The organism is Streptomyces yangpuensis, assembly GCF_024666385.1.
Taxonomy (GTDB): domain Bacteria; phylum Actinomycetota; class Actinomycetes; order Streptomycetales; family Streptomycetaceae; genus Streptomyces; species Streptomyces yangpuensis.
Genome location: NZ_CP102514.1, coordinates 2,660,053 through 2,673,734, shown reverse-complemented (window position 1 = coordinate 2,673,734; position 13,682 = coordinate 2,660,053). Strand labels below are relative to the sequence as shown.

General features: G+C 72.7%; 11 protein-coding genes. 5 read left to right on the top strand and 6 right to left on the bottom strand.

Features of this window, described 5'->3' with window-relative positions; all coding sequences use genetic code 11:
- Window positions 1-152 precede the first annotated feature (152 nt).
- Window positions 153-1,442, top strand: coding sequence for a citrate synthase (locus NRK68_RS12215; protein WP_037923550.1), 1,290 nt, complete (start codon window positions 153-155; stop codon window positions 1,440-1,442).
- Between the two features lie 381 nt (window positions 1,443-1,823).
- On the opposite strand, the gene NRK68_RS12210 is transcribed toward NRK68_RS12215, so the two are convergent.
- The 5 genes from NRK68_RS12210 to NRK68_RS12190 all read right to left on the bottom strand — a co-directional run bounded on the left by NRK68_RS12210 (window position 1,824) and on the right by NRK68_RS12190 (window position 6,982).
- Window positions 1,824-4,082, bottom strand: a complete 2,259-nt coding sequence (locus tag NRK68_RS12210; RefSeq protein ID WP_183065468.1) for a heavy metal translocating P-type ATPase — start codon at window positions 4,080-4,082, stop codon at window positions 1,824-1,826.
- Between the two features lie 114 nt (window positions 4,083-4,196).
- Entirely contained in the window at window positions 4,197-4,430 is a 234-nt protein-coding gene (locus NRK68_RS12205; RefSeq protein WP_030958338.1) for a heavy-metal-associated domain-containing protein, read from the bottom strand.
- 139 nt (window positions 4,431-4,569) lie between these two features.
- The gene (locus NRK68_RS12200) at window positions 4,570-4,770 is read right to left on the bottom strand and encodes a helix-turn-helix transcriptional regulator (protein WP_183065467.1); all 201 of its coding nucleotides are present in this window, start codon (window positions 4,768-4,770) and stop codon (window positions 4,570-4,572) included.
- Window positions 4,771-5,032: 262 nt separating this feature from the next.
- The gene (locus NRK68_RS12195) at window positions 5,033-6,046 is read right to left on the bottom strand and encodes a Gfo/Idh/MocA family protein (RefSeq protein WP_257855771.1); all 1,014 of its coding nucleotides are present in this window, start codon (window positions 6,044-6,046) and stop codon (window positions 5,033-5,035) included.
- Window positions 6,047-6,067: 21 nt separating this feature from the next.
- On the bottom strand, window positions 6,068-6,982 hold the full coding sequence (locus tag NRK68_RS12190; RefSeq protein WP_183065465.1) for a sugar phosphate isomerase/epimerase family protein: 915 nt from the start codon (window positions 6,980-6,982) through the stop codon (window positions 6,068-6,070).
- Between the two features lie 26 nt (window positions 6,983-7,008).
- On the opposite strand from NRK68_RS12190, the gene iolC reads away from it, so the two are divergent.
- Genes iolC through NRK68_RS12170 form a run of 4 tightly spaced genes read left to right on the top strand, consistent with a single transcriptional unit; the run spans window position 7,009 to window position 12,364 of the window.
- Window positions 7,009-7,989 (top strand): 5-dehydro-2-deoxygluconokinase, encoded by a 981-nt coding sequence (gene iolC / locus NRK68_RS12185; protein ID WP_257855770.1) that lies wholly within the window; start codon window positions 7,009-7,011, stop codon window positions 7,987-7,989.
- Window positions 7,990-7,996: 7 nt separating this feature from the next.
- The gene (gene iolB, locus NRK68_RS12180; protein ID WP_257857826.1) at window positions 7,997-8,971 is read left to right on the top strand and encodes a 5-deoxy-glucuronate isomerase; all 975 of its coding nucleotides are present in this window, start codon (window positions 7,997-7,999) and stop codon (window positions 8,969-8,971) included.
- Window positions 8,968-10,851, top strand: a complete 1,884-nt coding sequence (iolD, locus tag NRK68_RS12175; RefSeq protein ID WP_257855769.1) for a 3D-(3,5/4)-trihydroxycyclohexane-1,2-dione acylhydrolase (decyclizing) — start codon at window positions 8,968-8,970, stop codon at window positions 10,849-10,851. The genes iolB and iolD overlap by 4 nt, the downstream gene beginning before the upstream one ends.
- A 13-nt stretch (window positions 10,852-10,864) precedes the next feature.
- A complete protein-coding gene (locus NRK68_RS12170; protein WP_183065463.1) occupies window positions 10,865-12,364 on the top strand; it encodes a CoA-acylating methylmalonate-semialdehyde dehydrogenase in 1,500 nt (499 codons plus the stop codon).
- Window positions 12,365-12,497: 133 nt separating this feature from the next.
- On the opposite strand, the gene NRK68_RS12165 is transcribed toward NRK68_RS12170, so the two are convergent.
- Window positions 12,498-13,667: a hypothetical protein gene (locus tag NRK68_RS12165; RefSeq protein WP_183065462.1), complete on the bottom strand. Its 1,170-nt coding sequence runs from the start codon at window positions 13,665-13,667 to the stop codon at window positions 12,498-12,500.
- Window positions 13,668-13,682 lie beyond the last annotated feature (15 nt).

Genomic DNA, 13,682 nt, shown 5'->3' with positions numbered 1-13,682 from the left:
TGCGGAGGGGGCAGGATGAGCAGGTTGGCGGCACTCAGTGCCGTCGGACAGACCGAAGGCCGACCCCGAGTGCACTCTCCTGCGCCAAATGGGGGAAGGTAGAGGCAGTCAGGGCACCTCGAAGAAGAGGCACTACGTCGGTGAGGGATGACGTGAGCGACAACTCTGTAGTACTCCGGTACGCGGACGGTGAATACACCTACCCGGTGGTCGAAAGCACCGTCGGCGACCAGGGCTTCGACATCTCGAAGCTGCGGGCCCAGACCGGGCTCGTGACGTTGGACAGTGGCTACGGCAACACCGCCGCCTACAAGTCCGCGATCACCTACCTCGACGGTGAGCAGGGCATCCTGCGTTACCGCGGCTACCCGATCGAGCAGCTGGCCGAGCGTTCGTCCTTCATCGAGGTGGCCTACCTGCTCATCAACGGTGAGCTGCCGACCGTCGACGAGCTCGCGTCCTTCCGCAACGAGATCACCCAGCACACGCTGCTCCACGAGGACGTGAAGCGCTTCTACGACGGCTTCCCGCGCGACGCCCACCCGATGGCCATGCTGTCGTCCGTGGTCAGCGCGCTGTCCACGTTCTACCAGGACAGCCACAACCCGTTCGACGAGAAGCAGCGCCACCTCTCGACGATCCGCCTGCTGGCCAAGCTCCCGACGATCGCGGCCTACGCGTACAAGAAGTCGGTCGGCCACCCGGTGGTCTACCCGCGCAACGACCTCAGCTACGTCGAGAACTTCCTGCGCATGACCTTCTCCGTGCCGGCCCAGGAGTACGACCTGGACCCGGTCGTGGTCTCCGCGCTCGACAAGCTGCTGATCCTGCACGCGGACCACGAGCAGAACTGCTCCACCTCCACCGTGCGCCTGGTCGGCTCCTCGCAGGCGAACATGTTCGCCTCGATCTCCGCCGGCATCTCGGCCCTGTGGGGTCCGCTGCACGGTGGCGCCAACCAGTCCGTCCTGGAGATGCTGGAAGGCATCAAGAACGACGGCGGCGACGTCGACGCCTTCATCCGCAAGGTGAAGAACAAGGAGGACGGCGTCCGCCTGATGGGCTTCGGGCACCGCGTCTACAAGAGCTTCGATCCCCGGGCGAAGATCATCAAGGCGGCGGCGCACGACGTCCTCTCGGCGCTCGGCAAGAGCGACGAGCTGCTCGACATCGCGCTCAAGCTGGAGGAGCACGCGCTCGCCGACGAGTACTTCGTCTCGCGCAACCTCTACCCGAACGTGGACTTCTACACCGGTCTGATCTACCGGGCCATGGGCTTCCCGACCGAGATGTTCACCGTGCTCTTCGCGCTCGGCCGGCTTCCCGGCTGGATCGCCCAGTGGCAGGAAATGATCAAGGAGCCGGGTTCCCGCATCGGCCGCCCGCGCCAGATCTACACGGGCGAGGTCCTGCGCGACTTCGTTCCCGTCGAGGCCCGCTGACCCGAGGCCGCCCGGCGCCGCGTACCTGTGCGCGGCGCCGCCCCAGGCATACGAGAAGCGCCCCGCCGTCGATCCCCCCACGGGTCGACGGTCGGGGCGCTTCCCTTTTCCCCCCGAAACGGATTCCCCCCACGGGACCCGGATCGGGGCGTCCTTGAGCCGGGACCCGTTCGGGTCGGGAGGGCCGCTCAAAGCCTCCCGCGGGCACGTGTCCCGGCCGGCGGATGCCACGGAAAACCCCCAAGGTTTCCGTGGAACGTCCCCCAAGACGTTCCTGGCATCGTCCCATTAGACCTGTCACGACCCCGGATGGTTACATTGAGGTCACTGTGATCTGCGTCTCCCGTGAAGGAAGTGTGGGAACGATGCGAAGGCGATCCACTAGCGGAAGGACCTCAACCGCAGGCTGTTGGTCACTACGAAGACCGAGGAGAAGGCCATCGCGGCCCCCGCGATCATCGGGTTGAGCAGACCGGCCGCCGCCAGCGGAAGCGCCGCGACGTTGTAACCGAAGGCCCAGAAGAGGTTGCCCTTGATGGTGGCCAGGGTCCGGCGGGAGAGCCGGATCGCGTCAGCGGCCACCCGCAGGTCGCCCCGTACGAGGGTCAGGTCGCCGGCCTCGATGGCCGCGTCGGTGCCCGTGCCCATGGCGAGCCCCAGGTCGGCCTGGGCCAGTGCGGCCGCGTCGTTGACCCCGTCGCCGACCATGGCGACCGTACGGCCCTGCGTCTGGAGCCGGCGCACGACGTCCACCTTGTCCTGCGGGAGCACCTCGGCGATCACCTCGTCGATGCCCACCTCGCGGGCCACCGTCTCGGCGACGGCCCGGTTGTCGCCGGTCAGCAGGACCGGGGTCAGCCCCAGCTCCCGCAGCCGGGCGACCGCCTCGGCGCTGGTGTCCTTGACCGCGTCGGCCACGGTCAGGACCCCGCGCGCGGCGCCGTCCCAGGCCACCAGCACGGCGGTGCTCCCCTCGGCCTCGGCGGCGGCCTTGGCCCGCGCGAGCCCGTCGGGCAGGGTGATCGCCCAGTCGGCCATCAGCTGCTCGCGGCCCACCAGGACGGCGTGCCCGTCGACCACGCCCTGGACGCCGAGACCGGCGAGGTTCTCGAAGCCCTCGGGCACCGGCAGGGTGCCCGCCCGCTCGGCGGCGGCGGTGGCGACGGCCCGGGCGATCGGGTGCTCGGAGGCGTGCTCCAGGGATCCGGCCAGGCGCAGCAGTTCCGCCTCGTCCACGCCCTCGGCGGTGACGACCCCGGCGAGGGTCATCCGGCCCGTGGTGACCGTGCCGGTCTTGTCCAGGACGACGGTGTCCACGCGGCGGGTGGACTCCAGCACCTCGGGGCCCTTGATCAGGATGCCGAGCTGCGCGCCCCGCCCGGTGCCGACCATCAACGCGGTCGGGGTGGCCAGGCCCAGGGCGCACGGGCAGGCGATGATCAGGACGGCCACGGCGGCGGTGAAGGCGGCCGTCGCGTCGTCGGTCGCGAGCAGCCAGCCGGCCCAGGTGGCGAGCGCGAGGACCAGGACGACGGGCACGAAGACCCCGGAGATCCGGTCGGCGAGGCGCTGCACCTCGGCCTTGCCGTTCTGCGCGTCCTCCACCAGCTTGGCCATCCGGGCGAGCTGGGTGTCGGCCCCGACCCGGGTGGCCTCGACGAGCAGGCGCCCGGAGGTGTTGACGGTGGCGCCGGTGACGGAGTCGCCGACGGACACCTCGACCGGGACGGATTCGCCGGTCAGCATGGAGGCGTCGACGGCGGAGCTGCCCTCGACGACCGTACCGTCGGTCGCGATCTTCTCGCCGGGGCGGACGACGAAGCGGTCGCCGACGGTGAGCGCGGCCACCGGGATGCGCACCTCCTTGCCCGCGCGCAGGACGACGACGTCCTTCGCGCCCAGTTCGAGCAGGGCCTTGAGGGCGGCGCCCGCCTTCCGCTTGGAGCGGGCCTCCAGATAGCGGCCGAGGAGGATGAAGGTGACGACTCCTGCGGCGACCTCCAGATAGATGGCGGAGGAGCCGTCGGTGCGGGAAATGGTCAGGTCGAAGCCGTGGCGCATGCCGGGCATGCCCGCGTGGCCGAAGAACAGGGCCCACAGCGACCAGGCGAAGGCGGCGAGCGTACCGACCGAGACCAGGGTGTCCATGGTCGCGGCGCCGTGCCGGGCGTTGGTCCAGGCAGCCCGGTGGAAGGGGAGGCCGCCCCAGACCACGACGGGCGCGGCCAGGGTCAGCGACAGCCACTGCCAGTTGTCGAACTGCAGGGCGGGGATCATCGCGAGCAGGACGACGGGCAGGGCGAGCGCGGCGGACACCAGCAGCCGCTGCCGCAGCGCGGCGAGCACCGGGTCGGGAGCGGCGGCCGGCTGCTCCTCGTCGGGTGCCGGGGCGGGCGGGGCGGGCGGCGCGGGTTCCTCGGCGGTGTATCCGGTCTTCACGACGGTCGCGATCAGGTCCTCGACGCGGACGCCGTCGCCGTAGGAGACGTGGGCCTTCTCGGTGGCGTAGTTCACCGTGGCCTCGACGCCGTCCATCCGGTTGAGCTTCTTCTCGATGCGGGCCGCGCAGGAGGCGCAGGTCATCCCGCCGATCGAGAGTTCGACCGCCGTTATGGGTCCGTCGTGCACTGTGCTGGTCATGTTCCGGCTCCAGGAAGATGGCCGGGCCGTACGGGTCCAGTATGAGCTGGCCGGTACGGCCCGGCGGAGTGCTGCGAAGTGCCGCGGGTGCTGCCGAAGGGGTGCGGGTGCCGCTCAGACCCGTCCGGCCAGCTCATAGCCCGCCTCGTCGACGGCGGCGCGGACGTCCTCGTCGGCGAGCGGGGCGGCGGAGACCACGGTGACCTCGCCGGACGCGGCGACGGCCTTGACCGAGGTGACGCCCGGCAGGGCGGCGATCTCGCTGGTCACCGCGCCCTCGCAGTGGCCGCAGGTCATGCCGGTCACCCGGTAGACGGTGGTGGTCTGGGTGTCCGTCTCGGCGGTCATGTCGTTCTCCTCTTCAAAGGCGTGTGCGGTCACCGGGAGGGCGGCCAGGACTCCACCGTCCTCCCGATGAATCGAGACTATACCCCTGGGGGGTATAAAGCGAGCATCGGCATCCGGTCTTCTTCCGCCGTCGCGGGGGTCAGTCGTCACGGCGCCCCCGGTTGCCGGGCCGCCGCGCCACCCAGGCCCGGACCGTGTCGACGTACCAATAGGGCTTGCCGCCCTCCACATGGTCGGGCGGCGGGAGAAGCCCGTGCTTGCGGTAGGAGCGCACGGTGTCCGGCTGGACCCGGATGTGTGCAGCGATCTCCTTGTACGACCACAGCTGTCGGTCGCTCATCTGGGACACCTCCTGGTCCACGGCGCGGGGCCGGCCGGGAGGCCGTACGGGGAGCCGGCGCGTGGACGCTGACGATCACTCGGGTTGTGCCCGGGGAACGACGCGGGACCGGGGTCGGAGAGGTGCTGTGTACTCCCTGTGACGGAAGACCCGCGTAACGCGGACAAGCGTGACAAGAGAGCGACCCCTGTGACCGCAGAGTCACAGGGGCCGGATGAGGACAGCGGCAGAAGAACGGGAGAAACGCGGCAGAAGGGGGCGCTCAGCGGTACAGGGCCGGCCGGTCCGCGAGCTCCACCACGGTCCGTACGCCGCTGCGCGCGGCCGCGAGGCCCGCCCGCGAGACGGCGGCCGCCGCGTAGCCGTCCCAGGCGTCGGGCCCCGCCACCCCGCCGCGCGCGGCCGCCGCCACCCAGCGCCGCAGCTGCCGGTCGTAGGCGTCGGCGAAGCGCACCGTGAAGTCCTGGTCGATCGCGCCGCCCCAGCGGCCCGCCGCCTGCACCACCATCGCGTGGCCGTCGCCGATCCGGGCGCTGCCTGCCTCGCCGACCGCCTCGCACTGCACCTGGTAGCCGAAACCGCAGTTCACGAAGATCTCCACGTCGACGACGGCTCCGCCGGTGGTCTCCAGCAGCACCATCCTGGGATCGGCCAGCCCCTCGGGCGCCGCCGACGACGGCCGTGGCGAGAGCACCGTGACCGCGGAGATCTCCTGCCCCAGCAGCCAGCGGGCCGCGTCCACCTCGTGCACCACGGAGTCGCTGATCAGCATGTCGCTCGTGAAGAAGGACGGCGAGGAGGCGTTGCGGTGCCGGCAGTGCAGGAAGAGCGGACGGCCGATCCCGCCCGCGTCCAGCAGCTCCTTCAGCCGCTCGTACTCGGCGTCGTGCCGCCGCATGAACCCCACCTGCACCAGGCGCCGCCCCAGTCGCTGCTCGGCCTCCATGACACGCAGCGCGCCGGCCGGCTCCGGCGTCAGCGGCTTCTCGCACAGCACCGGCAGCTCCCGCTCCAAAGCCTGCAGGATCGCCTCCTCGTGGGCCGGCCCGGGCGACGCGATCAGCACCGCCCCGACCCCGGGCGCGGCTATCGCCGCCGCCGGATCGGTGTGCGCACTCGCGCCGTCGAGGGCGGCCGCGACCTCCTTGACCCGGTCCCCGTCCGGGTCGGCCACGGCCACCACCCGGGCCCCGCCCACGGTCCGCCCGAACCGGCGCACATGGTCCGCGCCCATCTTCCCGGTGCCGATGACGGCGATGCCGAGCGTGCTGGTCATCTCGTGTTCCCTCCGAAAGTGTCAGCGGGCGCCGCAGGAGCGCAGGTAGTCACGGGTACGGCGGGCGATCGGCAGCGGCCGGTCGGGCGGGCAGGGGTACATGTCCTGCTCCACGATGGCGAAGAGATCCACCCCCAGGCGCTGCGCCGCGGCCAGTACGGGCTCCAGCGCGGGCACCCCCGACGGCGGTTCGCACATCACCCCGCGGCCCACGGCCGGCCCGAAGGGCAGCTCCTCGGCGACGACTTCGGCGAGGATCCGCGGGTCCACCTGCTTCAGGTGGAGGTAGCCGATCCGCTCGGCGAACGTCTCGACGGCCCGCACGCTGTCGCCGCCGCAGTACGCGTAGTGCCCGGTGTCCAGACAGAGGGACACCAGGCCCGGATCGGTGGCGTCCAGGAAGCGGGCCACGTTCTCCGGCGTGTCGATGTGGGTGTCGGCGTGCGGATGGACGACGATCCGCAGCCCGTACCGGTCCCGCACCTCACGGCCGAGGCGCTCGGTCTGCGAGGCCAGTTCGCGCCACTGCGCCGGGGTGAGGGTCCGGTCCTCCAGCACCTTCCCGGTCTTGTCGTCCCGCCAGAAGGAAGGGATGACGACGAGATGGGCGGCGCCCATGGCCTGCGTCAGCGCCGCGATCCGCGACACGTGCTCCCAGGTCTCCTCCCACACGGCGGGCCCGTGATGGAGTCCGGTGAAGACCGTTCCGGCCGAGACCCGCAGGCCGCGCGCCGCCGTCTCCTCGGCGAGCCGGACGGGATCCGTGGGCAGGTAGCCGTACGGGCCGAGCTCGATCCACTCGTACCCGGCGTCGGCCACCTCGTCGAGGAAACGCCGCCAGGGGGTCTGCTGCGGGTCGTCGGGAAACCAGACACCCCAGGAGTCCGGGGCCGAACCGATGCGGATACGGGTCAACGCGGGCGGGGAGGACGTCATAACGGCCACCTTAGGGTGGAGGACGAGTGGGAGGACTGACTGTGACCGGCACCGGCGATCCGTATCCGTTCGACCTGATCACGATGGGCCGGATCGGGGTGGATCTCTACCCGTTGGCGACCGGCGTACCACTGGCCGAGGCGGAGACCTTCGGCAGGTTCCTGGGCGGCTCCGCGGCCAACGTGGCCGTCGCCGCGGCCCGCCTGGGCCGGCGGGTGGCGCTGGTCAGCCGGACCGGGGCGGATCCCTTCGGCGCGTATCTGCGCACCGAGCTGCGGAGTTTCGGGGTGGACGAGCGCTGGGTGACCGAGGTCGCCGGGCTCCCCACCCCGGTCACCTTCTGCGAGATGTTCCCGCCCGACCGTTTCCCCCTGTACTTCTACCGGCTGCCGAAGGCCCCGGACCTGGAGATCGCGCAGGACGAGGTGGACCTGGAGGCGGTACGGGCGGCCCGCGTGTTCTGGATGACGGGTACGGGCCTGAGCGAGGAGCCCTCGCGGGCGGCGACGCTGGCGGCGCTGGAGGCCCGCGACCGGTCGGGGACGACGGTGTTCGACCTCGACTGGCGGCCGATGCTGTGGCGGGAGAAACCGGAGCCGTACTACGAGCGGGCGCTCGCGCACGCGACGGTGGCCGTCGGCAATCCGGAGGAGTGCGAGATCGCCACGGGCGAGTCGGAGCCGTACGCGGCGGCCCGGGCACTGCTCGCCACCGGGGTCGAACTGGCGGTGGTCAAGCGGGGGCCGGAGGGCGTACTGGCGGTCCACCGCGACGGGACGGTCGCCGAGGCGGCACCGGTCGAGGTGGACGTGGTCAACGGGCTGGGCGCGGGGGACGCGTTCGGCGGGGCACTGTGCCACGGGCTGCTGGCGGGATGGGAGTTGGGGCGTGTCGTGCGGTACGCGAACGCGGCGGGGGCGATCGTGGCCTCGCGGCTGGCGTGCTCCAGCGCGATGCCGTTCTCTCACGAGGTGGAGGAGGTGCTGGGGCGTGCCGGTGGTGTCTGAGTGGGGGATGGAGTGGACGCGGCTGCGGGTGCTGACGCTTGAGCCGGGGGAGACGTACGGGTTCGCCTGCGGCGACGCGGAATGGATCGTGCTCCCGCTGTCCGGCGGGTGTGAGGTCCGTTGCCGGGGCGCCGCCCCGGACCCCGCGCCTCGAACGCCGGCGGGGCTGAAAGAGCGGGACTCCGCCCCGGACCCCGTGGCAGGTCAGGACGACGGGCGAGGTCGGCCGAATCCAGCCCCGCCGGCGTTTGAGGCGCGGGTCCGGGCAGAGCCCGGCAGCGGACCGCACGTCTTCGCACTGCGGGGACGCAACGGGGTCTTCGGCGGGCCCACCGACTTCGCGTACGTGCCACGGGACTCATACGTGGAGGTGACCTCCGCCGGCGGGGGCCGGTACGCCCTGGCCGGTGCGCAGTGTGCGACCAGGCTGCCCGCGCGCTACGGCCCGGCCGAAGCAGTTCCCGTCGAGCTGCGGGGCGCAGGTCCCTGCTCGCGCCAGGTCAACAACTTCGCCGCCGCGGGCCCCGCGGGGTTCGCGTGCGACCGGCTGATCGCCGTCGAGGTCCTCACCCCCGGCGGCAACTGGTCCTCCTACCCCCCGCACAAGCACGACGAGCACCACCCCGGCGAGGAGTCCCGCCTGGAGGAGATCTACTACTACGAGATCGCCCCGCACGGGGACACCCCCGGCTACGGCTACCAGCGCGTCACGCCCTCCCCGGCCGGGAAGACCGACATCCTGGCCGAGGTGCGGACGGGCGACGCCGTCCTGATCCCGGACGGCTGGCACGGCCCGTCCATGGCCGCCCCCGGGCACGACATGTACTACCTGAACGTGATGGCCGGCCCGGGCGGCGCCGGGCCGAGGGAGTGGCTGATCCGCGACCACCCCGACCACGGCTGGATCCGCCGCAGCTGGGAGGGGCAGGCCGTCGATCCCCGGCTGCCCTTCCCCCGAGCAGGAGCGGAGGACCACCGATGAGGCTCACCGTCGCGCAGGCGCTCGTACGCTTCCTCGCCGCCCAGTACACCGAGCGCGACGGCCGCCGCCACCGGCTGGTCGCCGCCACCTGGGGGATCTTCGGGCACGGGAACGTGGCCGGCATCGGGCAGGCCCTGCTGGAGACCGGCGGCTCCGGACCGGACGGCATGCCCTTCCTCCAGGGCCGCAACGAGCAGGCCATGGTGCACGCCGCCGTCGGCTACGCCCGCCAGAGCGGCCGGCTCTCCACCCACGCCGTCACCACCTCGATCGGGCCCGGCGCCACCAACCTCGTCACCGGCGCCGCCCTCGCCACGATCAACCGGATCCCGGTGCTCCTGCTGCCCGGGGACACCTTCGCGACCCGGCCCGCCGATCCCGTGCTGCAGCAGCTGGAGGTCCCGTACGCCGGGGACGTCTCCGTCAACGACGCCCTGCGGCCCGTCTCCCGCCACTTCGACCGGGTCACCCGGCCCGAGGCCCTGGTCCCGGCCGCCCTCCAGGCCGTACGCGTCCTCACCGACCCGGTGCAGACCGGCGCCGTCACCCTCGCCCTGCCGCAGGACGTGCAGGCGGAGGCGTACGACTGGCCCGAGGAGTTCTTCGCCGAGCGGGTCTGGCGCGTACGGCGCCCGCGGCCCGACCGCGCCGAGCTCGCCGCGGCCGCCGAGGCACTGCGGGGCTCCGCGCGCCCCCTGATCGTCGCCGGCGGCGGGATCCGGCACAGCGCGGCCCAGGCCTCACTCGCCGCCCTCGCCGAGGCCACCGGCATCCCGGTGGCCGTCACCCAGGCGGGCAAGGGCGTCCTCCCGTACGGGCATCCCGCCGATGTCGGCGGGATCGGCCACACCGGGACGGCCACCGCCGCCGGCCTCGCCCGGGAGGCCGACGTGGTCCTCGCCGCCGGGACCAGGCTCAGCGATTTCACCACCGCCTCCGCGACCCTGTTCCGGCATCCCGCCGTCCGGTTCGTCGGCCTCAACCTGGACCCGTACGACGCCCACAAGCTGGCCGCCCGCCCGCTGGTCGCCGACGCCCGCGAGGCCCTCGACGAGCTCCGCCAGGAGCTGGCCGGCCACCGCGTGGACACCGCCTACGAGACGGCGTACCGGCGGGAGGCCGCCCGCTGGGAGGAGCGCGTCGACGACGCCCACGCCGTGTCCGCGGCCGACGAGGAGCTCCCGCCCACCCAGGTCCAGGTCCTCGGGCTCCTCGACGCCCTCGTCGACGGCACCGACATCCTGGTCAACGCGGCCGGCTCGCTCCCCGGCGACCTGCACAAGCTGTGGCGCGCCCGGTCCGCGGACCAGTACCACGTGGAGTACGGGTACTCCTGCATGGGCTACGAGATCCCCGCCGCCCTCGGGGTCGCGCTCGCCGCACCCGGCCGGCCGGTGTGGGCGCTGGTCGGCGACGGGACGTACCTGATGAACCCGACCGAGATCGTCACGGCCGTCCAGGAGAACGTCCCGATCAGGGTGGTCGTCCTCGACAACCACGGCTACGCCTCCATCGGCGGCCTCTCGGACACCGTCGGCGGCGAGGGCTTCGGCACCGCCTACCGCTTCCGGGCGCCCGACGGCTCGTACACCGGGGACCCCCTTCCGGTGGACCTCGCGGCCAACGCGGCCTCCCTCGGCATGGCCGTGATCCGCGCCCGCACCGTACGTGACCTGCGGGAAGCCCTCATCGAGGCCCGCTCGGCGACGCGTCCCACATGTGTCTACGTACGGACCCGAACGCCCGACACTGTGTCGGGCCCGCCCCCGGCACAGGCGTGGTGGGATGTTCCTGTGGCCGAGACCGCGACCCGTAAGGCGGCGGCCCAGGCCCGTGAAGAGTACGACCGGCAAGCCGCGCAGCGACGTCGCCATCTGTGAAGGAGCAATAGGCATGAAGACCGTCAACCACTGGATCGGTGGCAAGACCGTCGAGGGCGCGTCGGGCAACTACGGCCCGGTCACCGACCCGGCCACCGGCGAGGTCACCACGCAGGTCGCGCTCGCGTCGGCCGAGGAGGTCGACGCCGCGGTACAGGTCGCCAGGGAGGCCTTCCTGTCCTGGGGCCAGTCCTCGCTGGCCGCCCGCACCAAGGTGCTCTTCGCCTACCGGGCTCTGCTCGACGCCCACCGCGACGCGGTCGCCGAGCTGATCACCGCCGAGCACGGCAAGGTCCACTCCGACGCGCTGGGCGAGGTCGCGCGCGGCCTGGAGATCGTCGAGCTGGCCTGCGGGATCACCACGCAGCTCAAGGGCGAGCTGTCGACGTCGGTGTCCAACCGGGTCGACGTGGCCGCGATCCGCCAGCCGCTGGGCGTCGTCGCGGGCATCACGCCCTTCAACTTCCCGGCGATGGTCCCGATGTGGATGTTCCCGCTGGCCATCGCCTGCGGCAACACCTTCGTCCTCAAGCCGAGCGAGAAGGACCCGTCGGCCTCCAACAAGCTGGCCGAGCTGATGGCCGAGGCCGGCCTGCCGGCGGGCGTGCTGAACGTGGTCCACGGCGACAAGGTGGCCGTCGACGCGCTGCTCGCCCACCCCGACATCGCGGCCGTCTCCTTCGTCGGCTCCACCCCGATCGCCCGCCACATCCACACCACCGCCTCCGCCAACGGCAAGCGCGTGCAGGCGCTCGGCGGCGCCAAGAACCACATGCTGGTGCTGCCCGACGCCGACCTGGACGCGGCCGCCGACGCCGCGGTCTCCGCCGCCTACGGCTCGGCCGGCGAGCGCTGCATGGCGATCTCCGCCGTCGTCGCCGTCGGCTCCATCGGCGACGAGCTGGTCGACAAGATCCGCGAGCGCGCCGAGAAGATCAAGATCGGCCCCGGCAACGACCCGACCTCCGAGATGGGCCCGCTGATCACGGCCGCCCACCGCGACAAGGTCGCCTCGTACGTCAAGGGCGCGGCCGCCCAGGGCGCCGACGTGGTCCTGGACGGCACCGGCTACACCGTCGAGGGCAACGAGAACGGCCACTGGATCGGCCTGTCGCTGCTCGACAACGTACGGACCGACTCCGACGCCTACCGCGACGAGATCTTCGGCCCGGTGCTGTGCGTCCTGCGCACGGAGACCTACGAGGAGGGCGTGGCCCTCATCAACGCCTCGCCGTTCGGCAACGGCACCGCGATCTTCACCCGGGACGGCGGCGCCGCCCGCCGCTTCCAGCTGGAGATCCAGGCGGGCATGGTCGGCGTCAACGTCCCGATCCCGGTGCCGGTGGGCTACCACTCCTTCGGCGGCTGGAAGGACTCCCTCTTCGGCGACCACCACATCTACGGCAACGACGGCATCCACTTCTACACCCGCGGCAAGGTCGTCACGACCCGCTGGCCGGACCCGTCGGACGCCCCCGCCGGCGTGGACCTGGGCTTCCCCCGCAACCACTGACCGGCGGCCGCCCGGGCCGCGCAGGCCCCGTGGGCGCCCGTAGGACCGGCCCGCCCCCCCCTGTGGGCGCCCGTAGGACCGGCCCGCCCCCCGCACCTCACCGCGGGGGGCGGGTTCCGTTTTCCCGCAAGGGTCAGAAGCGCGACCAGACGTCCGACGCGGCCGCCTCGGCCCAGACGATGTCGCCGTGGCCGTAGCCCGGGACCACGGTGAAGGAGACGCGCTCGTTGCCGCCCGCGCGGATCAGCTCCGCACCGCGCGGGTGGTCGCCGCGGCCCAGCTCGGTGTTGACCCACACCACCTCTGCGGTGATGCGGTCCCAGGCGATCCGGTACGTGTCGTCGTCACCCGCCCAGACCGCGGCGAGGTCCCGCATGAGGGCCGTCGGCAGGAGGCCGCTGCCGAGGGCCGAGGTCGCCGCGTGCCAGGTGGCCAGCGGGGTCCGGGTCAGTGCGAAGCGGTCCTCGGCGGGGGTCGCCCCGAAGTCGTAGCTGCCGGCGCTGTGCCCCTGTACGTAGATCCAGTTGGCCGGTCCCGGGAGGGCGGCCGTGCGGACCAGCGCGAAGTGGGCGAGCCCGGCGTGGGTGAAGCGCAGCGCCCGGTCCGCAGGCCACGGCGCCGGGGAGACGCCGTCCGGATCGGCCACCGCCTTGGCGATCACGGCCGCGAGCCCCGGGTCGACGACGGGGAAGCCCTGCGCGAGCCGGGTGGCGTACGCGTCCCGGGTGTCGGCCGCCCGCACCGCGAGGTCGCCCGTGTACGGACCGGTCGTGTCCAGGGCCACGACCCGGCGCAGCCGCGGCGAGGTGTCGTGCGAGGCCGCGTCCAGCGCGAGGGCGGCCCCGGCCGAGTGCCCGACGTACTGGTACGGCAGCCCCAGCACGGAGTCCAGCGCGCCCACCACCCCCGCCAGGTCCCGGCGGTGGGCCTCCAGCCCCCGCTCGGCGGTGATCCCGGCCGCCGTGGCGGCGTCCTCGCGCGGGGTGACCCCGACGACGAGCAGGCCCCGGCGGCGCAGCACGTGGGCGAGACTGTGGCCGCCCCGGCCGCCCGGGGTGAGGAACTCCGCCGCGAAGTTCAGGCCGCCGCCGGGCAGCAGGTACGCGATCCCCTCCGGTGCCCGCGCCGCGTCCGCGATCACGTCCACGGTCACGGGGGCCGGACCGCCGTCGTCGAGCGGCAGCGTGAGGCGGATCCAGCCGTCGCCGGGCAGGTAGGCGGCGGTGCCGGTGCCCAGGGCGCGCTCGATGCGGGTCAGCAGTCCGATGCCCCCGGCCGCGTCGCCGTGCTGTCGTTCCCTCACAGGTGTCCCCCCTTG

Excerpts from the sequence above, each read along its gene's own strand:
- NRK68_RS12210 (WP_183065468.1), bottom strand. The coding sequence starts at position 4,082 with ATGACCAGCACAGTGCACGACGGACCCATAACGGCGGTCGAACTCTCG.
- NRK68_RS12205 (WP_030958338.1), bottom strand. The coding sequence starts at position 4,430 with ATGACCGCCGAGACGGACACCCAGACCACCACCGTCTACCGGGTGACC.
- NRK68_RS12200 (WP_183065467.1), bottom strand. The coding sequence starts at position 4,770 with ATGAGCGACCGACAGCTGTGGTCGTACAAGGAGATCGCTGCACACATC.
- NRK68_RS12195 (WP_257855771.1), bottom strand. The coding sequence starts at position 6,046 with ATGACCAGCACGCTCGGCATCGCCGTCATCGGCACCGGGAAGATGGGC.
- NRK68_RS12190 (WP_183065465.1), bottom strand. The coding sequence starts at position 6,982 with ATGACGTCCTCCCCGCCCGCGTTGACCCGTATCCGCATCGGTTCGGCC.
- iolB (WP_257857826.1), top strand. The coding sequence starts at position 7,997 with ATGGAGTGGACGCGGCTGCGGGTGCTGACGCTTGAGCCGGGGGAGACG.
- iolD (WP_257855769.1), top strand. The coding sequence starts at position 8,968 with ATGAGGCTCACCGTCGCGCAGGCGCTCGTACGCTTCCTCGCCGCCCAG.
- NRK68_RS12170 (WP_183065463.1), top strand. The coding sequence starts at position 10,865 with ATGAAGACCGTCAACCACTGGATCGGTGGCAAGACCGTCGAGGGCGCG.